The organism is Halomonas sp. HP20-15, from assembly GCF_033446685.1.
GTDB lineage: Bacteria > Pseudomonadota > Gammaproteobacteria > Pseudomonadales > Halomonadaceae > Modicisalibacter.
Genome location: NZ_JAWQLY010000010.1, coordinates 87,184 through 104,686 on the forward strand (window position 1 = coordinate 87,184; position 17,503 = coordinate 104,686).

Below are 17,503 nucleotides of genomic sequence, written 5' to 3' on the forward strand. Positions count from 1 at the left end.
AGTTATCGGTGCGGTGCGTACTGATGGCATGCCGTCATATTACCAGTTTGCGCGAAAGGCGCGGTTGCGCCCGGCGAATGCGACGATGGTTGTAGAGCGATCGGCTCACGATGGTTTGTTGTTATGTGAAAAGCGGTTTAGCCTCCCTTTAGCGATAACGAACATGTGCAACAGGCATCGGCGTCACCCACCCGATCGGGCAGAGGGACGGCGCGAGCCGGATAACCGCCAACAATACGAGTACGCCATGGCTTCCTACCTGCTTTCAATCGACCAGGGCACCACCAGTTCGCGGGCCATCCTTTTCGATCGCGACGGCCAGAGCGTGGCGATCGCCCAGGAGGAATTCCCGCAGCACTTTCCCCACGACGGCTGGGTGGAGCATCACCCGGAAGACCTCTGGCAGTCGGTACTGCGTACCTGCCGGCAGGTCCTGGACAAGGCCGGGGCGGACGCCTCGGCGGTGGCGGCCATCGGCATCACCAACCAGCGGGAGACCACGCTGGTATGGGACCGCCACACCGGCGAGCCGGTGTACAACGCGATCGTCTGGCAGGATCGGCGTACTGCAGACGCCTGCCAGGCGTTGACCGATGCCGGCCACGATACGCTGATTCGTGAGCGCAGCGGGCTGGTGATCGATCCCTACTTCTCGGCGACCAAGCTCAAGTGGCTGCTCGACAACGTCGCGGGCGCACGTGAGCGCGCCGAACGCGGCGAGCTGGCTTTCGGCACCGTCGACAGCTTTCTGCTGTGGCGCCTGACCGGCGGTCAGGTGCATGCCACCGACGCCACCAACGCCTCGCGCACGGCGCTATTCAACATCCATGAGCAGCGCTGGGACGAGGACCTGCTGGCGCTGTTCGAGATACCCGCAAGCCTGTTGCCCGAGGTGCGCGACTGCAGCGGCGATTTCGGCACCACCCAGCGCGAGTGGCTGGGCGAAGCGGTACCGATCCGCGGCGTGGCCGGTGATCAGCAGGCGGCCCTGGTCGGCCAGGCATGCTTTACGCCGGGCATGGCCAAGAGTACCTACGGCACCGGCTGTTTCATGATCCTCAACACCGGGGATCGTGCGGAGACCTCGCGTAACCGGCTGCTGACCACCGTCGCCTACCGCCTCGACGGGCGGGTGACCTACGCCATGGAGGGCAGCATCTTCGTCGCCGGGGCGACGGTGCAATGGTTACGTGATGGGCTCAAGCTGTTCGCCGAGGCCTCGGAGAGCGAACAGCTGGCGCGCAGTACCCGCAAGGGGCACGGCGTCTATCTGGTGCCGGCTTTCACCGGGCTGGGTGCGCCGCACTGGGACCCGCAGGCGCGCGGGGCGATCTTCGGCCTGACCCGCGACACCGGCATTGCCGAGATCGTCGCCGCCGGCCTGCAATCGGTGTGCTATCAGACCCGCGACTTGCAGACCTGCATGAACGACGACTTCGCCGGCCGTGCCGGCACCCTGCGTGTCGATGGCGGCATGGTCAGCAACAATTGGGTCATGCAGTTTCTCGCCGACATGCTGGGGGTGCCGGTGGACCGCCCGCAGACACTCGAGACCACCGCGCTGGGTGCGGCCTACCTGGCCGGACTGGCGATCGGCTGGTACGCCGACCTCGACGAGATCGCCCGGTTGTGGCACTGCGAGCGCACCTTCGAGCCGCAGATGGCCGAGGAGGAGCGCGAGACGCTGTATGCCGGCTGGCAGGATGCGGTGGATCGCGTCAAATGCCGCTAGGCATGGTGTATCAGCGATGCCTTGAAGGCGGGTGCGCGGGAAGGTCGCCGGGGCGTTCGATAGCCTGGAATTGTCCGCCGAATCAAGCACAAGGGGAGGGCGTTTCGCGGCGAAAAGTGGCTGTCGGGGGTTGCATTCGCTGCCGCCGAGGGTAGAATACGCATCCGTTGCCGGCCAGCATCTATGTGTAAGCGCCGTCGCCAACGCCTGCAGGACCGTAGCTCAGTTGGTTAGAGCGCCACGTTGACATCGTGGAGGTCAGCGGTTCAAATCCGCTCGGTCCTACCAGCAGCAGGCTATAGCAGCAACAGCAGGACCATAGCTCAGTTGGTTAGAGCGCCACGTTGACATCGTGGAGGTCAGCGGTTCAAATCCGCTTGGTCCTACCAGCTTTCAGACGCCCGACTCGCTTGCCGAGTCGGGCGTCTTTCGTTGCGCGCTCGTTGGCGTGAAGCGGCGTCAGTCGCCGGCGGCCGGCACGTGCTCGTCGACGAAGCGGGCGATCTCCTCGAGAGCCCGGTTGGCCGCGCCGAGCAGCGGTGCGAAGCCGACGAACACGTGCGGCATGTCGGCCCACAGGCTGAGCTTGACGGGGCTGCCGCTCTGATGCGCCTGTTCGGCATAGCGCCGGCTGTCGTCGAGCAGCACCTCCGCTTCGCCGCACTGAATCAGCATTGGTGGCAAGCCGCTCGGATCGCCCTCGATCGGCGATACTCGGGAATCGTCGGCCTGGGCCACCGGCGAGCGGCCGAGATACAGCTGCGTCAACTGCGGCAGCAGGCCGGCATCGAGGATCGGATCGACAGTGGCCTTGCGCGTCAGCGAGTCGCTCTCCCAACTTTGATCGGTGGCCGGCGAGAAGGCGAGTACCGTCTCGGGCAGGCGAAGTCCGTTGCGCTTGAGGACGTCCACGCAGGCCAGGGCCAGATTGCCGCCGGCACTGTCACCGGCGAGCAGCAGCCCATCATCGGGGTATTCGTCACACAGCCATTGCCAGGCGTCGAGGCAGTCCTCGAGCCCTGCGGGGAAAGGCGCCTCGGGAGCCAGCCGGTAATCGATGGCGATCACCTCGGCTTTGCAGGCTCGCGCCAGGCGTGTCGCCAGCGGGCGATGGCTGGCCGGGCTGCCGGCGATCCAGCTACCGCCATGAATGTACAGCAGGCGGCGGCGTGGCTCGTCGTCGCGCTCCCCCGGGCGCACCCGCTCGGCGGCGATGACCCCGGCGCGGGTCGGCATCAGTAGCGGTTCGACCCGGCTGTGAGCGTCGAGGATCGCCGGGTCGGCCGCGAAGTACAAATCGAGCAGGCTACGCTTGACGGTGAGGTTGTTACCGCTGGCGATATTGAGCGACTTGAGTCGTTCGAGATGGGTGAGCACGGCGTCCAACCCCTCGTGGGCGGCGCCGGGCGAGGGCGTGTGATGCATGAATGAGCCTCCCGGAATCCACTGAGGCCCTAGCATGGCGTCAGCGAGAGGCGGCGGCAATGGCTAGCCGGTGAAGTCGCTGGCGGCGACGAACGTTGCGACCAGGCGTTCGATCCCGGCTTGATCGTCGCTGGTAAAGCGCGCCGGGCGTGGGCTGTCGAGATCGAGTACGCCCCACAGCGCGCCATCGACGATGATCGGCACCACCAGCTCGGCGCGCGAATCCGCGTCGCAGGCGATGTGGTCGGCGACCGCGTGGACGTCATCGACGCGCTGGGTCTGGCGCGTGCGCGCCGCGGCGCCGCACACGCCCTTGCCGAAAGGAATCGGGTTGCAGGCCGGTTTGCCCTGAAACGGGCCGAGGATCAGCGTCTCGGGCTGGCGCTGCAGGTAGAAGCCCGCCCAGTTGAGATCGGGGATCTCCTGCATGACGAAGGCGCAGGCCTGGGCCGCATTGGTCAGCCAGTCGCGGCTGTCGAGCAGCGCTTCGAGCTGGCGCGCGAGTCGTGGATAATCGCTCATGAGCACTTCCTTTAAGCAGGCTTGAAAGCAGACGGGCCGACCCTTTCAGGCCGGCCCGTCGTTCATGCAGGGTGAGGCTTATTTCCAGCCGGGGACGGCGCCGCCCTTGAACAGCTCGGCGGCCTTGTCGATCACCGGCTGGCTCTGGTAGGCGTCGACCAGCTGCTGGATCGCTTCGCGGTCTTCATCGCCGCCGCGCACCACGATCAGGTTGACGTAGGGCGATTCGGGGCCTTCCTTGATCAGCGCGTCGTCCAGGCTCAGGCCGGCCGGCTGGGCGAAGGTGTTGTTGATGAACGCCATATCGACGTCGGGAAGCACCCGCGGCAGCTGGGCCGCGTCGATTTCGCGGAACTCGAAATCGTGCGGATTCTCGGCGATGTCGATCGGTGTGGCTTCGAGGTTTTCCGGATCGTTGAGCTCGAGCAGGCCCTTGTTGTGCATCAGGATCAGCGCCCGTCCTTCGTTCGACGGATCATTGGGCAGGGCGATGGTCGCGCCGTCGGGTAGCTCCTCGATGCTGTCGTACTTCTCGGAATAGGCGCCGATCGGGTAGACGAAGGTGCGCCCGGCGATCGCGAAATCGTAGCCACGGTCGCGGACCATCGACTTCATGTACGGCTCGTGCTGATAGGCGTTGGCGTCGAGGCTGCCATCGGCCAGCGCGGCGTTGGGGGTGACGTAGTCGGTGAACTCGATGATCTCGACGTCGAGCCCATACTTGTCCTTGGCGATCTGCTTGGCGACCTGCATGACGTCGGTTTCGGGACCGGCCACGGTGCCGACCTTGATCTGATCGTCGGCGGCGCTGGCGGGGCCACCGATCAGGCCGAGGCCGAGCAGGGCGGTGCCGAGTGTCTTGGCGATGGCGTGCTTCATGGTGTGTCTCCTTGCGATGATGCCCGATGCCGCTAAACCGCGCGGCGGGTTGAGGCGTATTTTAAGCTATAAGCGGAAAAATAATAATGCTTTTTAGTTATTAGGCTGATGCGGCTACTTGTGATCGGTACGCCGCACCAGGTAGTCGCCGAGCATCTGAAAGCCCTGCACCAGAACGACCAGGATGACCACCGTGATCAGCATCACGGTGGGGTTGAAGCGGTTGTAGCCGTAGCGGATGCCCAGGTCGCCGAGACCGCCGCCGCCCACTGCGCCGGCCATCGCCGAATAGCTGATCAGGGTCACCACGGTGATGGTCAGGCCGGTGATGATGCCGCCGCGTGCCTCGGGCAACAGCACCTTGGTGATGATCTGCAGCGGCGTGGCGCCCATCGATTGGGCGGCCTCGACCAGCCCCGGCGGGACCTCGTTGAGCGCGCCCTCGACCAGCCGTGCGACGAACGGGATGGCGGCGATGGTCAGCGGCACGGCGGCGGCGCTGGTGCCGATCGAGCTGCCCACCAGCATGCGCGTGAAGGGGATGATCGCGACCAGCAGGATGATGAAGGGAATCGAGCGACCGATGTTGGTGACGATCCCCAGTATGCGGTTGCTCAGCGGCTGGGCGAGGATCTGCCCGGGGCGGGTCGCGTAGAGCAATACACCCAGCGGCACGCCCAGCGCCGCGGCGATCACGCCGGAGATGGCGACCATGTACAGGGTGTCGAGGGTCGCCTCGAGAATCAGTTCAAGCATCGCGCTGGACATGGCCGAGTACCTCCACTTGCAGGTCGTGGGATTCGAGATAGGCGAGCGCCTTGCGGGTCTGCTCGGCCGTGCCGATCAGTTCGGCGATCATCAGCCCCAGGGTGCGATCCTGGATCGACTCGACCTTGGCCTCGAGGATGCTGACGTCGATGTCGCAGTCGCGGGCCAGGCGCGAGATCAGCGGGGTCGATACGGCATCGCCCTTGAATGCCAGGCGCACCACCGGATGACTGTTGTCGCCGGGGCGCGCCTCGAGCCGGTCGACCAGCGCCTGGGGTGGCTCGAGTTCGAGGAAGGCGTTGAGGAAATCGCGGCCCAGCCGGGTCGTGGGCGTGGTGAAGAAGTCGCCGACGTCGGCTTCCTCGACCAGTTCGCCGGCGGAAATCAGCCCCACGCGGTGACAGATGGTCTTGACCACTTCCATCTCGTGAGTGATCAGCAGAATGGTCAGCCCCAGCTTGCGGTTGATGTCCTGCAGCAGTTCGAGGATCGAGACGGTGGTCTGCGGATCGAGCGCCGAGGTGGCCTCGTCGCACAGCAGTACCTTGGGACGGCTGGCCAGCGCCCGGGCGATCGCCACGCGCTGCTTCTGGCCGCCGGAGAGCTCGGCCGGGTACTTGTCGCGCTTGTCGGAGAGCCCGGTCAGCTCGAGCAGGGGCTCGACCCGCTCGCGGATATCGCGCCTGGCCACGCCCATCAGCTCCAGTGGCAGGGCGACATTGGCGAAGACCGTGCGCGATGAAAGCAGGTTGAAGTGCTGGAAGATCATGCCGACCCGATGGCGGGCGCGATTGAGCGCGGCGGCGTCGAGGGCGGTGAGCTCCTCGCCGTCGACGAACACGCGACCGGTAGTCGGACGCTCGAGCAGGTTGACGCAGCGAATCAGCGTCGACTTGCCGGCACCGGACAGGCCGATGACGCCGTGAATGGCGCCCTGGGGTACGTGCAGGTCGGTCGGTTTGAGCGCGTGCACCGAGTCGGCGCCGCTGCCGTAGGTCTTGGAAACGTGGTCGAGTGTGATCATGGTCCCGGTCGAGTCGGGGCGACGATCGGAGCGGAAGAACGGGCGGAGCGAACCAGGTGGCGGCACAAAAAAAGGCCACCCTGGCGGGTGGCCATCAACGCTGGACACACCCTTTTAGCTGCACTTTCCAGCGCCTTGCGGCTCTGGAGGCGCCCGCAATCCGGGAACAAATCGGCGCCTTAAAGAAGATGCGCGGAAGTCTAGAGAGCCCTTCGGAGGCTGTCAACGACTTTGGTATATGCTGTAAGAACAAGCACTCCTGTGCAGAAAATTGCCATATAAAAACTTCTCCATGCAGAGGAAAAGTCTGAAAACACCAGCGATGACTCCGGCCGCGCATGTTGATCCTCCACGCGTAGTGTCGATGGACGCGACAATCGGCTTTTCTCTAGGCTCGGCTTTTCTCTAGACTAGGCGCCTCGCCACGCGGCGATTATCGAGAGGGCGTCATGTTTACCGGAATCGTACAGGCGGCTGCCGAATTGGTGGCCATCGAGGAGAAACAGGATTTTCGCAGCCATGTACTGGCCATGCCGGGTGCGCTGTGCGAAGGGCTGGAGATCGGCGCCTCGGTGGCTCACAACGGCTGTTGTCTGACCGTGACCGGGATCGAAGGCGAGCGGGTCAGCTTCGACCTGATGCGCGAGACGCTGCGCCTGACGAATCTCGGCGAGCTGGCGATTGGTGATCGGGTCAATGTCGAGCGCGCGGCGCGCTTCGGCGACGAGATCGGCGGCCACGCCATGTCGGGTCACATCATCTGCATGGCCGAACTGATCGAGATCGACGAGGCGCCCAACAATCGCCGGTTGTGGTTCGAACTGCCGGCTTCCTATGCACGCTTCTTGTTCGAGAAGGGCTATATCGGGGTCGACGGTATCAGCCTGACGATCGGCGAGGTGCGAGGACGGCGCTTCTGCGTCAATCTGATTCCCGAAACGCTGGCGCGTACCACGCTGGGCGCGCGGATCCCGGGCGATCGCGTCAATATCGAGGTCGACCCCCAGACCCAGGCCATCGTCGAAACCGTCGAGCGGGTCCTGGCGGCGCGTTCGACTTCCTGAACGAGGCAGCGGCAGGCATCCGGTCGGCTCGCGTCGGTCGGGTGCTTTGGGTACCATTAGCGGCTTTTCGACATCTCCCTATCATAAGAACGCGCAGGGTTAAGGCTGAGGGCTATGGCATGCTGAAACGGCAATTGAATAACTACTTCAAGCTGGACGAGCACAAGACCAACATACGCACCGAGGTGATCGCCGGGATCACCACCTTCCTGACGATGGCCTACATCATCTTCGTCAACCCCAGCGTGCTGGCCGAATCGGGCATGGATCATGGCGCGGTGTTCGTCGCCACCTGTCTGGCGGCGGCGATCGGCACGCTGATCATGGGACTGTGGGCGAATTATCCCATCGCACTGGCGCCGGGCATGGGGCTCAACGCGTTCTTCACCTACAGCGTGGTGTTGGGCATGGGCAAGAGCTGGGAGGTGGCGCTGGGCGCGGTATTCCTGTCCGGGGTGACATTCTTCCTGCTCAGCATCTTTCGCATTCGCGAGTGGGTGATCAACTCGATTCCCATGGCCTTGAGGCTGGGTATCGCGGCGGGCATCGGGTTGTTCCTGGCGATCATCGCCCTGCAGAACGCCGGCATCGTGGTCGACAATCCGGCGACCCTGGTATCGCTCGGCGATCTCTCGCAGCCTGCCGCGCTGTACACCCTGATCGGCTTTTTCGTGATCGCCGCACTGTCCTACCTGCGGGTCACCGGCGCGGTGATGATCGGCATTCTCGGGGTGACCGTGGTGTCGATACTGCTGGGCCACAATCAGTTCAACGGGGTGATGTCGGCGCCGCCGTCGCTGGCACCGACCTTTCTGCAGCTGGATATCGCCGGGGCGCTCGATGTGAGCATGCTCAGCGTGATCTTCGCCTTCCTGTTCGTCGACCTGTTCGATACGTCCGGCACGCTGATCGGCGTCGCCCACCGCGGCGGACTGCTCGACGAACAGGGCAAGCTACCACGCCTCAAGAATGCGCTGATGGCCGACAGCAGCGCCTCGATGAGCGGCGCGCTGCTCGGTACTTCCACTACCACCAGCTACATCGAGAGCGCCTCGGGTATCGCCTCGGGCGGGCGCACCGGGCTGACTGCCGTGGTCGTGGCTATGCTGTTTTTGATCAGCCTGTTCTTCTCGCCGCTGGCCGGTTCGGTACCGGCCTTCGCCACCGCCGGCGCGCTGCTCTACGTGGCGGTACTCATGGCCGGCAGCCTGGCGCATGCCAACTGGGACGACGTCACCGAGGCGGCGCCGGTGCTGATCGCCGCGCTGGTGATGCCGCTGACCTATTCCATCGCCAACGGTATCGCCTTGGGGTTCATCAGCTTCACGCTGATCAAGCTGCTTTCCGGACGCCGCAGCGATCTCAATCCGGCGGTCGTGCTGCTGTCGGTGTTGTTCATTTTCAAGTTTCTGTTCCTCGATGGAGGCCATTGATGAGTAGTGTCTACGGCGATTACATCAAGTCGGTGATTCGCACCGTGCCGGACTGGCCTCAAGCCGGTGTCAATTTTCGCGACATCACCCCGGTGCTGCAGAACAGCGGAGCCTTTCGCAAGCTGATCGACAGTTTCGTGCACCGCTACCAGGAAATGGACCTGGATGCGATCGCCGCCATCGATGCGCGTGGCTTCATCATCGGCGCACCGGTGGCCTACGAACTCGGCTGCAGCTTCGTGCCGGTGCGCAAGAAGGGCAAGCTGCCGTTCAAGACCATCAGCGAGACCTATACCCTCGAGTACGGCGAATCCACCGTCGAGCTGCACTCCGATGCCTTTCGCGAGGGCGACCGGATCCTGGTGATGGACGATCTGATCGCCACCGGCGGGACCATGCTCGCCGCCGCCAAGCTGATCCAGCGCAGCGGCGGCCAGGTGGTCGAGACCGCGACCATCATCGACCTGCCCGAGTTGGGCGGGTCGCAGAAGATCCGCGACGCCGGCCACGGCGTGTTCGCGGTGTGTTCCTTCCTCGAGAGCGACTGAGCTCGCCCCGCCGTGACAGCCGAGTGACCGACACCATGACCGCCAACCGTTATCAGCAGCACTTCACCGTTTCCTGGGATCAGTTGCATCGCGACGTGCGCGCGCTCTGCCATCAGCTCGTCGAGCGCGACTTCGCGGGCATCGTCGCGATCACCCGCGGTGGGCTGATTCCGGCCGCATTGATCGCCCGCGAGCTCAACGTGCGGCTGATCGACACGGTCTGCATAAAGAGTTACGACCACATGGACCAGGGCGGCCTGGCGGTGGTCAAGGGCGTCGAGCACGACGGTGACGGCTGGCTGCTGGTCGACGATCTGGTGGACACCGGCAGGACCGCTCGCGCGGTGCGCGACATGCTGCCCAAGGCGCATTTCGTCACCGTTTATGCCAAGCCTGAAGGCCGGCCGCTGGTCGATCAGTATCTCACCGAAGTCGCTCAGGACTGCTGGATCCAGTTCCCCTGGGACATGGGCATCGCCTATGTCGAACCGCTGGTCGATCAGGTACGCAGCCAGGACTGAGCCGGCCGCTCTATTCATCACCTCATCACGCAACCGCTCGAGGCGACATATGTCACAGGTCCCGCTACCCGAGAGTTGGGCGCATTACCTTGGCGGCGAGTTCGAGGCGCCTTACATGCACGCCCTGCGCGACTTCCTGGCGCGCGAGAAGGCGGCGCACAAGGTGATCTATCCGCACTCGTCGAACTGGTTCCGCGCCTTCGAGCTGACCCCGCTCGACCGGGTTCGGGTGGTGATACTCGGTCAGGACCCGTACCACGGACCCGGCCAGGCGCACGGCCTGTGCTTCTCGGTGCGCCCCGGCGTGGCCACGCCGCCCTCGTTGCAGAACATCTACAAGGAGCTCGCCCAGGACGTCGCGTTCTCCCCGGTGAACCACGGTTTCCTGGAAAGCTGGGCGCGCCAAGGCGTGCTGCTGCTCAACAGCGTATTGACCGTCGAACGGGGCAATGCCGGTTCGCACCGCAATCAGGGCTGGGAGACGTTCACCGATCGCGCCATCCAGGTAATCAACGAGCAGTGCAGTGGCGTGGTCTTCCTGCTGTGGGGCAGCTATGCCCAGAAGAAGGCCTCGTTCGTCGATCGCGACAAGCACTGCGTACTGCATGCGCCGCACCCATCGCCGTTGTCGGCCCATCGCGGATTCTTCGGTCAACGGCACTTCTCCAGGGCCAACGCGTTTCTCGTCGAGCGTGGCAGTCAGCCCATCGATTGGCAGTTGCCGGCCAGCGCGACAGCCTAGCGCCGGTCGGTCGCTGCTTAACCCGCGCGGCCCGGCGCGCTAGAATGCGCACATTTCGGGGCAGCCACGCCTCGCCATCCCACCGCCTAGCAAGGGTCCCCGTCATGAGCGTTCATGCCATCCAACATCCGCTGGTCAAGCACAAGCTGGGCCTGATGCGCACCGCCGATATCAGCACCAAGAGCTTTCGCGAGCTGGCCGGCGAGGTCGCCAAGCTGCTGACCTACGAAGCCACCCAGGATCTCGAACTCGAGGCACAGACCATCGAAGGCTGGAGCGGCGAGCCGATCGAGGTCGAGCAGCTCAAGGGCAAGAAGGTCACCATCGTGCCGATCCTGCGCGCCGGTCTGGGTATGCTCGAGGGTGTCACCGACCTGATCCCCAGTGCGCGGATCAGTGTGGTAGGGCTGTACCGCAACGAAGAGACGCTCGAGCCGGTGCCTTACTTCGAGAAGTTCACCAACGATCTCGACGAGCGCCTGGCAATCGTCATCGATCCGATGCTGGCTACCGGCGGCTCGATGGTCGCCACCCTGGACATGCTCAAGGAGCGCGGCTGCCCGCTGGTCAAGGTAATCGTGCTGGTTGCCGCGCCCGAGGGGCTGAAGCGGGTTCAGGAAGCCTACCCGGAGATCGACATCTACACCGCGTCGATCGACGAGCGTCTCGACGAGAACGGCTACATCGTCCCGGGCCTGGGTGATGCTGGGGACAAGATCTTCGGTACGCGCTGAGGTCCTGGTCGTTTGCTAGTTGGCAAGGGCTAGCGTTCAGCCATGGTGGCTGTCGCCGCCATCGGCGAAGCTCGGCGGGTTGTTGGCGCTGACGATCACGCAATCGCTGTCGCTGACATTGCGAAAGCGATGCGGCAGCCGCGAATCGAAGTAGTAGCCGTCGCCGGCGCTGAGCCGACGAACCTCGCCGTTGACCCACAGCTCGATGGTTCCGGCGACGATGATGCCGCCTTCCTCACCCTCGTGTTCGAGCATGTCGGCACCGGTATCAGAGCCCGGCGGGTAATGCTCGTGGATGATCGACATGCGCCGGTTGGGACGCCGGGCACCGACCAGGCGCCAGGAAAGGGTGCCGTCGCCGATTTCGGTGAGCTCCTCGGCGCGATAGAAGACCTGCTCCTGGGCCATTTCCTCGCCGGCGAAGAATTCGCTGATCGAGATCGGAATGGCGTCGAGGATCTTCTTCAGCGAACTTACCGACGGACTGACGTGGTTCTGCTCGACGAGCGAAATGGTACTGTTGGTCACCCCTGCGCGCTTGGCCAACTCACGTTGCGAGAGCCCGTGCTGCTGACGGAGTTGCTTGAGGCGTGCGCCGACGTCGAAACCGCTCATCGAGATTCCTTGTTGATCAACCTTGGCGCGATGATAGCGTGTTAGGCGGTTGAGGATAAGCGTCGCAGGCGCCCGGCGGGGGGCGGGTGATGGCCCGCCACGGCCGGTCGATGCTAGGCTGAATCATACCGGCGGTGGCGCGTATCGCACCGGCGAGACTGCATGGCAGGGTTGCGAGGCATGGTAATGAATGAAGCGATCACCGCGCTAGTGCTCGCCGGAGGACGGGGCCGCCGGATGGGCGGCATCGACAAGGGCTGGGCGATCTATCGCCAACGCCCGCTGATCGAGTGGGTGCTGTCACGGCTGTCGGGGCAGGTGGAGCATATCCTGATCAACGCCAACCGTTCGCGGGCGGCCTATGAAGCACTGGGCTGGCCGGTGGTCGGCGATCGCTCGGGCGGCTATCAAGGGCCGCTGATGGGCATCTGGAGCGGGCTATGTGCGGCCGAGACACCCTGGGTGCTGGTGGTGCCCTGCGACACGCCATGTCTGCCACAGGATCTTGTCGAGCGCCTGCGCGCTTCGCTCGGCGCTCACGACCACGACATCGCCGTGGCCCACGATGGCGAGCGCAGCCAACCGGTGGTCGCCCTGATGCGTCGCAGCCTGGCGGCCGATCTCGAACGGGCCCTGGCTGCCGGTGAGCGCAAGGTCGAGCGTTGGTATGCCCGGCATGCCTGTCTGAGCGTCGACTTCAGCGACTGCCCCGAGGCATTCGCCAACATCAATTCGCCGCACGATGCCGACAGCCTGTCAGTCTCGTGAGACTCGGTGCATGAGCTGACGGCGTGCGCCTCATGCCAATGGTGGCGGAACATTCCTATTAGCGGAGTCCGATGAAACTCGATCTGGACAGACAACCCGTGCCCCTGCTGGGAATCGCCGCCTGGAGTGGCGTGGGCAAGACCACGCTGCTGGAAGCCTTGTTGCCCCGGGTGCGTCAGGCGGGCCTCCGGGTGGCGGTGATCAAGCATGCCCATCATCGCTTCGATATCGACAAGCCGGGCAAGGACAGTTACCGCCTGCGCCAGGCTGGCGCCACGCCGATGCTGGTCGCCTCGCGCGAGCGGTTCGCGCTGATGATGGAAACGCCCAGTACGCTCAGTAATGAGACGTCCGAAGACGATGGGCCGGACCTGGCGGCACTGCTCGAGCATGTTCAATTGATGCACCCGGACCTGATAGTGATCGAGGGTTTCAAGAACTGGCCGCTGCCCAAGCTCGAACTGCACCGGCAATCACTCGGCAAGCCATTGCTGGCTGGCGACGATCCCTGGGTCCAGGCCGTGGCCAGCGATCTCCCGCTGAAGCTGCCCACTGGGGTGGCGGCTCTGGATCTCAATGATCTGGCGGCACTGACGACCTTCGTCCGCGACTGGCCGGCTGCCTGGGGGGCCTGCCGAGGACCGCGCCCCGGGGACGACTCTTCATGACGCTATCCTGCTTTGCGCTCGGCGAGCAGATGCTCGACGTCGACGAGGCGCTGGCGGCGTTGAGCGAGCTGGTTGCGACCCGCTTGTCCACCGAACGCCTGCCATTGACGGCGGCGGCCCGGCGGGTGCTGGCCGAAGATTGCGTCTCGCCGATCGATGTCCCGCAGAACACCAACGCGGCGATGGATGGCATCGCATTGGCCTGGCCCGCGCCGACGGAGCTGAGCCTGGTCGGCGAGGTGCTGGCCGGGCACCGTTTCGAGCGCCCGCTGAGCTACGGCGAGGCCGTCACGATCACCACCGGCGCGCCGCTGCCGCCGGGGGCGGATACGGTCATCATGCACGAGCAACTGGATCTCGATGCCAGGGCGCGGACAGCGAGGATCCATCAGGCGCAGCGGGTCAGTCACGGCCAGAACGTGCGTCACGCCGGCGAAGATATCGCCCGTGGCAGCCGGGCCGTGCGCGCGGGCACCCGGCTGCGGCCGCAGCACATGGGCCTGCTGGCCTCGCTGGGAATCGACGACCTCGAGGTGGTGCGGCGACCGCGAGTGGCGATCTTTTCCACCGGCGATGAAGTCACGATGCCGGGCGAAGCGCTCGGCGAGGCGGGCATCTACGATGCCAATCGCTATTCGTTACGCGGGCTGCTCGAGGCGCTGGGCTGCGAGGTCGACGACCTGGGCATTCTCGTCGACCGGCCCGAGGCGATTCGCGACGCGCTGGCGCATGCCGCCACGCGGGCCGACATGGTCATCACCAGCGGCGGCGTGTCCAGCGGTCAGGCCGATTGGGTCAAGCCGGCCTTGTCGAGCATTGGCCGCCTGGGATTCTGGCGAATCGCCATGCGCCCCGGCCGGCCGTTGGCCTTCGGGGTGCTGGGTGAGGACGGAGTGCCGTTCTTCGGCCTGCCGGGCAATCCGGTGGCGGTGATGGTGACCTTTCTACAATTCGTCCAGCCGCTGCTGCGTCGGCTTCAGGGGGAACATGCCTGGCAGCCAACGCGCTGGAAGGCGATTGCCGATGAAGCGATGCACAGTCGTAGCGGGCGCATCGATTTTCATCGCGGTATCTATAGGGTCGACGAGACCGGGCAAGTGCATGTGCGCACGACCGGGCAGCAGGGCTCGGGGATTCTATCCTCGATGGTAGCGGCCAATTGTCTGATCGAAATCGAGGCGTCCCGTGCCGACATCGGCGAGGGCGAAACCGTATTACTGCAACCCTTTGGTGAGCTGACATGAGTCTGACCCACATCAATGCGCGCGGCGAGGCCCACATGGTCGACGTCGGCGACAAGCAGACGACTCGCCGCGAGGCGCTGGCGAGCGGCCGCATTCGTATGCAACCGGCTACGCTGGCGCTACTCGCCGAGGGCGGCCTACCCAAGGGCGATGTCCTGGCGACGGCGCGCATCGCCGGCATTCAGGCCGCCAAGCGTACCCATGAACTGATTCCGTTATGCCACTTGCTGGCACTATCGAAGGTAACGGTCGATTTCGAGCTTGACGAGGCCGCCAGTTGCGTCAACGTCACCGCGCTGTGCCGACTTTCCGGCCAGACCGGCGTCGAAATGGAGGCGTTGACCGCGGTCTCGGTGGCATGTCTGACCCTCTACGATATGTGCAAGGCCGTCGACAAGACGATGGAAATCGGCGAGATACGCCTGCAGGCCAAGAGCGGCGGGCGCTCGGGCGACTATCGCTACGATGCCGTGCCGTCGTCAGGCGAAATGGCTCCGACCCAGCCGAGTGCGGTCCAACCGGATGCGGTCCAACCGAGCGCGGTCCAACCGATAGTGACCGGCGAATGCCAGGAGGGCTGTGTGGCTATCGCGCCGCGTGCCGAAGCGCCCTGCATTCATGTCAAATGTCTTGCCGAATTACGCGAACGCCTTGGGGTCAGCGATCTGGAAATCCCCTTCGAGACTCTGCCGACACCGGATATCGCGGGCCTCAAGTCGGCTCTGGTGGCACGCGACGAGCGGTTCTCGATGCTTGCCGAAAGCCGGGTGCTGTGCGCGATCAACCAGGTCATGAGTGGCGAGGACAGCCATCTGACCGATGGCGACGAGGTCGCTTTTTTCCCACCGGTCACCGGAGGCTGACATGATTCGTGTGCAGCACGAATGCTTCGATGTTGGCGTCGAACAGGCGGCTCTCGTTGCTCAGCGAAACGACATCGGTGCTGTGGTCTGCTTTACTGGACTGGTGCGCGATTTCAACGAGCGGCCCGACGTCACGGCGTTGACGCTGGAACACTATCCGGGCATGACCGAATCGGCTCTGGGCGAGATCGTCGCCGAGGCCGGGCGGCGCTGGTCGCTCAATGGCGTACGGCTCATACATCGCATCGGACGCCTGGAGCCGGGCGATCCGATCGTGCTGGTGGCGGTCGCCAGCGCCCATCGGCAGGCGGCGTTCGATGCCTGCCTTTTCATCATGGATTATCTTAAGACCCGCGCCCCTTTTTGGAAAAAGGAACACACCGCTGACGGAGACTATTGGGTCGCCGAGCGGGATACGGACAGGCAGGCAGCCGAGCGCTGGAGGTGATGATGACGCAATTGATCGACGACTATCAGCGTAGCGTCCGCTACGTGAGGATATCGGTGACCGATCGCTGCGATTTTCGCTGTGTCTATTGCATGAGCGAGGAGATGACTTTTCTGCCTCGCGCGCAGGTCTTGACCCTCGAGGAGTTATCGCAAGTCGCCCGGGCTTTCACGGAGCTGGGTGTCGAAAAGATCCGCCTGACCGGCGGCGAGCCTCTGGTTAGGCGAGGCATCGACGACCTGGTGAGGGAGATCGGCGCCCTCGATGGCCTCAAGGATTTCGCCATGACGACTAACGGGGCGGGGCTGGGCAAGCATGCCAAGGCGCTTCGCCAGAGCGGGCTGAAACGCCTCAACATCAGTCTCGATTCGCTGGACCCTGCGCGCTTCAAACGGTTGACGCGTACCGGCGATCTGCACCGGGTCATCGATGGCATTCACGCCGCCCAGGATGCCGGCTTCGAGCGGATCAAGCTCAACGCAGTGATTCTGCGCGGGCGCAATGACGATGAGGTCACCGATCTGGTCGATTTCGCCCGCGACGAGGGCATCGACATCAGTTTCATCGAGGAGATGCCGCTGGGCGATGTCTCCGATCATTCGCGGGCGGAAACCTACTGCTCCAGCGATGACGTGCAGCGCTTGATCGAGACACGGCATACCCTGCTGCCGACCACCGAAACGACGCTAGGCCCATCGCGCTACTATCGCATGCCGGACAGCGCGTCTCGCATCGGCTTCATTTCTCCACACAGTCATAACTTCTGCGCCAGCTGCAACCGCGTTCGGGTCACTGTGGAAGGGCGTTTGCTGCTGTGCCTGGGCAATGAGCATTCGGTGGACCTGCGAGAAGTACTGCGGCGTCATCCGGGCGATATCGCGGCCCTCAAGGAACGCATTATCGCCGCCATGCCGCTCAAGCCGGAACGTCATTATTTTTCGACCGACGGCGACGTTCAGGTGGTGCGTTTCATGAACATGACGGGTGGTTGAGTGCAGCTTGGCTCCGCCTCTTTTAACACTTCCTTGCGGCCTTTTTTACGAGGTTATTGGTAAATATCGGACGGTCATTATCGCGTAACTTTGCTTGCCAATCGGCCTTCAGAGCATATACTTTTTACATTCACACACCGTATGCAGCAACTGGCGCTTTGAATGGAGGAGGCCGATGTCTACCGAGTCCCTGGAAAAAATCGCTCGCAACAAGAATGTGGCGCGGGCAGCCGCTCGACAATTGAGCATGGAACAGCTCCATAAGCTCGCCGAAGTGATTAACGAGGTGATCGAGCAAAAGCAGGATGAAGATCGTCGCCGTCAGGAGGAGGAAACGGTCAAGGCGCGTAAGCTCGAGGAAATCCGTGAAGCGATCAACGACGCCGGGCTTTCTCTCGATGACTTGGTTGGCGAACAACCCAAGCGTCGCGGCCGTCCGCCCAAGAAGGACAAGCTCGAAAAGGCCTGAATGGCTTCGATCCGCCTTTAGACAGATCGCTCGGGTGGCCTCGT

Annotated in this window: 20 protein-coding genes and 2 tRNA genes; 16 read left to right on the forward strand and 6 right to left on the reverse strand. The window is 64.0% G+C overall.

Features of this window, described 5'->3' with window-relative positions; genetic code table 11:
• Positions 1 to 247: 247 nt before the first annotated feature.
• From glpK to R6258_RS14035, 3 genes are all read left to right on the forward strand, one after another.
• Complete coding sequence (gene glpK, locus R6258_RS14025) at positions 248 to 1,732, forward strand: glycerol kinase GlpK (protein ID WP_318451329.1); 1,485 nt, start codon at positions 248 to 250, stop codon at positions 1,730 to 1,732.
• Positions 1,733 to 1,943: 211 nt separating this feature from the next.
• Positions 1,944 to 2,020 (forward strand) — tRNA-Val (locus R6258_RS14030).
• 24 nt (positions 2,021 to 2,044) lie between these two features.
• Positions 2,045 to 2,121 (forward strand) — tRNA-Val (locus tag R6258_RS14035).
• A 70-nt stretch (positions 2,122 to 2,191) separates the two neighbouring features.
• On the opposite strand, the gene R6258_RS14040 is transcribed toward R6258_RS14035, so the two are convergent.
• The 5 genes from R6258_RS14040 to R6258_RS14060 all read right to left on the reverse strand — a co-directional run bounded on the left by R6258_RS14040 (position 2,192) and on the right by R6258_RS14060 (position 6,350).
• On the reverse strand, positions 2,192 to 3,157 hold the full coding sequence (locus R6258_RS14040) for an alpha/beta hydrolase (protein ID WP_318451330.1): 966 nt from the start codon (positions 3,155 to 3,157) through the stop codon (positions 2,192 to 2,194).
• Between the two features lie 63 nt (positions 3,158 to 3,220).
• Complete coding sequence (locus R6258_RS14045) at positions 3,221 to 3,679, reverse strand: GAF domain-containing protein (protein ID WP_318451335.1); 459 nt, start codon at positions 3,677 to 3,679, stop codon at positions 3,221 to 3,223.
• Between the two features lie 78 nt (positions 3,680 to 3,757).
• A complete protein-coding gene (locus R6258_RS14050; protein WP_318451342.1) occupies positions 3,758 to 4,558 on the reverse strand; it encodes a MetQ/NlpA family ABC transporter substrate-binding protein in 801 nt (266 codons plus the stop codon).
• Between the two features lie 114 nt (positions 4,559 to 4,672).
• Complete coding sequence (locus tag R6258_RS14055) at positions 4,673 to 5,326, reverse strand: methionine ABC transporter permease (protein WP_318451348.1); 654 nt, start codon at positions 5,324 to 5,326, stop codon at positions 4,673 to 4,675.
• Complete coding sequence (locus tag R6258_RS14060; RefSeq protein WP_318451355.1) at positions 5,307 to 6,350, reverse strand: methionine ABC transporter ATP-binding protein; 1,044 nt, start codon at positions 6,348 to 6,350, stop codon at positions 5,307 to 5,309. The genes R6258_RS14055 and R6258_RS14060 overlap by 20 nt, the downstream gene beginning before the upstream one ends.
• 449 nt (positions 6,351 to 6,799) lie before the next feature.
• Here R6258_RS14060 and R6258_RS14065 point away from each other — a divergent pair, with 449 nt between their 5' ends.
• The 6 genes from R6258_RS14065 (at position 6,800) to upp (ending at position 11,392) form a co-directional block, all read left to right on the forward strand.
• Positions 6,800 to 7,414 carry a riboflavin synthase subunit alpha gene (locus tag R6258_RS14065; RefSeq protein ID WP_318451360.1) on the forward strand — a complete coding sequence of 205 codons (615 nt, stop codon included), beginning with the start codon at positions 6,800 to 6,802 and terminating at the stop codon, positions 7,412 to 7,414.
• A 119-nt stretch (positions 7,415 to 7,533) separates the two neighbouring features.
• Positions 7,534 to 8,847, forward strand: coding sequence for an NCS2 family permease (locus R6258_RS14070; RefSeq protein ID WP_318451367.1), 1,314 nt, complete (start codon positions 7,534 to 7,536; stop codon positions 8,845 to 8,847).
• A complete protein-coding gene (locus R6258_RS14075) occupies positions 8,847 to 9,395 on the forward strand; it encodes an adenine phosphoribosyltransferase (protein ID WP_318451371.1) in 549 nt (182 codons plus the stop codon). The genes R6258_RS14070 and R6258_RS14075 overlap by 1 nt, the downstream gene beginning before the upstream one ends.
• Positions 9,396 to 9,430: 35 nt before the next feature.
• On the forward strand, positions 9,431 to 9,916 hold the full coding sequence (gene gpt / locus R6258_RS14080; protein ID WP_318451377.1) for a xanthine phosphoribosyltransferase: 486 nt from the start codon (positions 9,431 to 9,433) through the stop codon (positions 9,914 to 9,916).
• Positions 9,917 to 9,965: 49 nt separating this feature from the next.
• Entirely contained in the window at positions 9,966 to 10,658 is a 693-nt protein-coding gene (gene ung, locus R6258_RS14085; protein ID WP_318451382.1) for a uracil-DNA glycosylase, read from the forward strand.
• 104 nt (positions 10,659 to 10,762) lie between these two features.
• Complete coding sequence (gene upp / locus R6258_RS14090; RefSeq protein WP_318451389.1) at positions 10,763 to 11,392, forward strand: uracil phosphoribosyltransferase; 630 nt, start codon at positions 10,763 to 10,765, stop codon at positions 11,390 to 11,392.
• Between the two features lie 36 nt (positions 11,393 to 11,428).
• Here upp and R6258_RS14095 read toward each other — a convergent pair whose 3' ends face one another.
• A complete protein-coding gene (locus tag R6258_RS14095; RefSeq protein WP_318451397.1) occupies positions 11,429 to 12,007 on the reverse strand; it encodes a cupin domain-containing protein in 579 nt (192 codons plus the stop codon).
• 186 nt (positions 12,008 to 12,193) lie between these two features.
• Between R6258_RS14095 and mobA the strand changes: the two genes are divergently transcribed.
• The 7 genes from mobA (at position 12,194) to R6258_RS14130 (ending at position 17,459) form a co-directional block, all read left to right on the forward strand.
• On the forward strand, positions 12,194 to 12,775 hold the full coding sequence (gene mobA, locus R6258_RS14100) for a molybdenum cofactor guanylyltransferase MobA (protein WP_318451405.1): 582 nt from the start codon (positions 12,194 to 12,196) through the stop codon (positions 12,773 to 12,775).
• Between the two features lie 71 nt (positions 12,776 to 12,846).
• Positions 12,847 to 13,443, forward strand: a complete 597-nt coding sequence (mobB, locus tag R6258_RS14105) for a molybdopterin-guanine dinucleotide biosynthesis protein B (protein ID WP_318451411.1) — start codon at positions 12,847 to 12,849, stop codon at positions 13,441 to 13,443.
• On the forward strand, positions 13,440 to 14,687 hold the full coding sequence (locus R6258_RS14110) for a bifunctional molybdopterin-guanine dinucleotide biosynthesis adaptor protein MobB/molybdopterin molybdotransferase MoeA (protein WP_318451415.1): 1,248 nt from the start codon (positions 13,440 to 13,442) through the stop codon (positions 14,685 to 14,687). Before mobB ends, R6258_RS14110 begins: the two co-directional genes overlap by 4 nt.
• Positions 14,684 to 15,550 carry a cyclic pyranopterin monophosphate synthase MoaC gene (moaC, locus tag R6258_RS14115; RefSeq protein ID WP_318451421.1) on the forward strand — a complete coding sequence of 289 codons (867 nt, stop codon included), beginning with the start codon at positions 14,684 to 14,686 and terminating at the stop codon, positions 15,548 to 15,550. The genes R6258_RS14110 and moaC overlap by 4 nt, the downstream gene beginning before the upstream one ends.
• Position 15,551: 1 nt before the next feature.
• Positions 15,552 to 15,998, forward strand: coding sequence for a molybdopterin synthase catalytic subunit MoaE (gene moaE / locus R6258_RS14120; RefSeq protein WP_318451423.1), 447 nt, complete (start codon positions 15,552 to 15,554; stop codon positions 15,996 to 15,998).
• Entirely contained in the window at positions 15,998 to 16,990 is a 993-nt protein-coding gene (gene moaA / locus R6258_RS14125) for a GTP 3',8-cyclase MoaA (protein ID WP_318451424.1), read from the forward strand. The genes moaE and moaA overlap by 1 nt, the downstream gene beginning before the upstream one ends.
• 175 nt (positions 16,991 to 17,165) lie before the next feature.
• Complete coding sequence (locus R6258_RS14130; RefSeq protein ID WP_318451427.1) at positions 17,166 to 17,459, forward strand: hypothetical protein; 294 nt, start codon at positions 17,166 to 17,168, stop codon at positions 17,457 to 17,459.
• Positions 17,460 to 17,503: the final 44 nt, after the last annotated feature.

Coding starts and splice junctions, on each gene's coding strand:
- glpK (WP_318451329.1), top strand. CDS start 248: ATGGCTTCCTACCTGCTTTCAATCGACCAGGGCACCACCAGTTCGCGG.
- R6258_RS14040 (WP_318451330.1), bottom strand. CDS start 3,157: ATGCATCACACGCCCTCGCCCGGCGCCGCCCACGAGGGGTTGGACGCC.
- R6258_RS14045 (WP_318451335.1), bottom strand. CDS start 3,679: ATGAGCGATTATCCACGACTCGCGCGCCAGCTCGAAGCGCTGCTCGAC.
- R6258_RS14050 (WP_318451342.1), bottom strand. CDS start 4,558: ATGAAGCACGCCATCGCCAAGACACTCGGCACCGCCCTGCTCGGCCTC.
- R6258_RS14055 (WP_318451348.1), bottom strand. CDS start 5,326: ATGTCCAGCGCGATGCTTGAACTGATTCTCGAGGCGACCCTCGACACC.
- R6258_RS14060 (WP_318451355.1), bottom strand. CDS start 6,350: ATGATCACACTCGACCACGTTTCCAAGACCTACGGCAGCGGCGCCGAC.
- R6258_RS14065 (WP_318451360.1), top strand. CDS start 6,800: ATGTTTACCGGAATCGTACAGGCGGCTGCCGAATTGGTGGCCATCGAG.
- R6258_RS14070 (WP_318451367.1), top strand. CDS start 7,534: ATGCTGAAACGGCAATTGAATAACTACTTCAAGCTGGACGAGCACAAG.
- R6258_RS14075 (WP_318451371.1), top strand. CDS start 8,847: ATGAGTAGTGTCTACGGCGATTACATCAAGTCGGTGATTCGCACCGTG.
- gpt (WP_318451377.1), top strand. CDS start 9,431: ATGACCGCCAACCGTTATCAGCAGCACTTCACCGTTTCCTGGGATCAG.
- ung (WP_318451382.1), top strand. CDS start 9,966: ATGTCACAGGTCCCGCTACCCGAGAGTTGGGCGCATTACCTTGGCGGC.
- upp (WP_318451389.1), top strand. CDS start 10,763: ATGAGCGTTCATGCCATCCAACATCCGCTGGTCAAGCACAAGCTGGGC.
- R6258_RS14095 (WP_318451397.1), bottom strand. CDS start 12,007: ATGAGCGGTTTCGACGTCGGCGCACGCCTCAAGCAACTCCGTCAGCAG.
- mobA (WP_318451405.1), top strand. CDS start 12,194: ATGAATGAAGCGATCACCGCGCTAGTGCTCGCCGGAGGACGGGGCCGC.
- mobB (WP_318451411.1), top strand. CDS start 12,847: ATGAAACTCGATCTGGACAGACAACCCGTGCCCCTGCTGGGAATCGCC.
- R6258_RS14110 (WP_318451415.1), top strand. CDS start 13,440: ATGACGCTATCCTGCTTTGCGCTCGGCGAGCAGATGCTCGACGTCGAC.
- moaC (WP_318451421.1), top strand. CDS start 14,684: ATGAGTCTGACCCACATCAATGCGCGCGGCGAGGCCCACATGGTCGAC.
- moaE (WP_318451423.1), top strand. CDS start 15,552: ATGATTCGTGTGCAGCACGAATGCTTCGATGTTGGCGTCGAACAGGCG.
- moaA (WP_318451424.1), top strand. CDS start 15,998: ATGATGACGCAATTGATCGACGACTATCAGCGTAGCGTCCGCTACGTG.
- R6258_RS14130 (WP_318451427.1), top strand. CDS start 17,166: ATGTCTACCGAGTCCCTGGAAAAAATCGCTCGCAACAAGAATGTGGCG.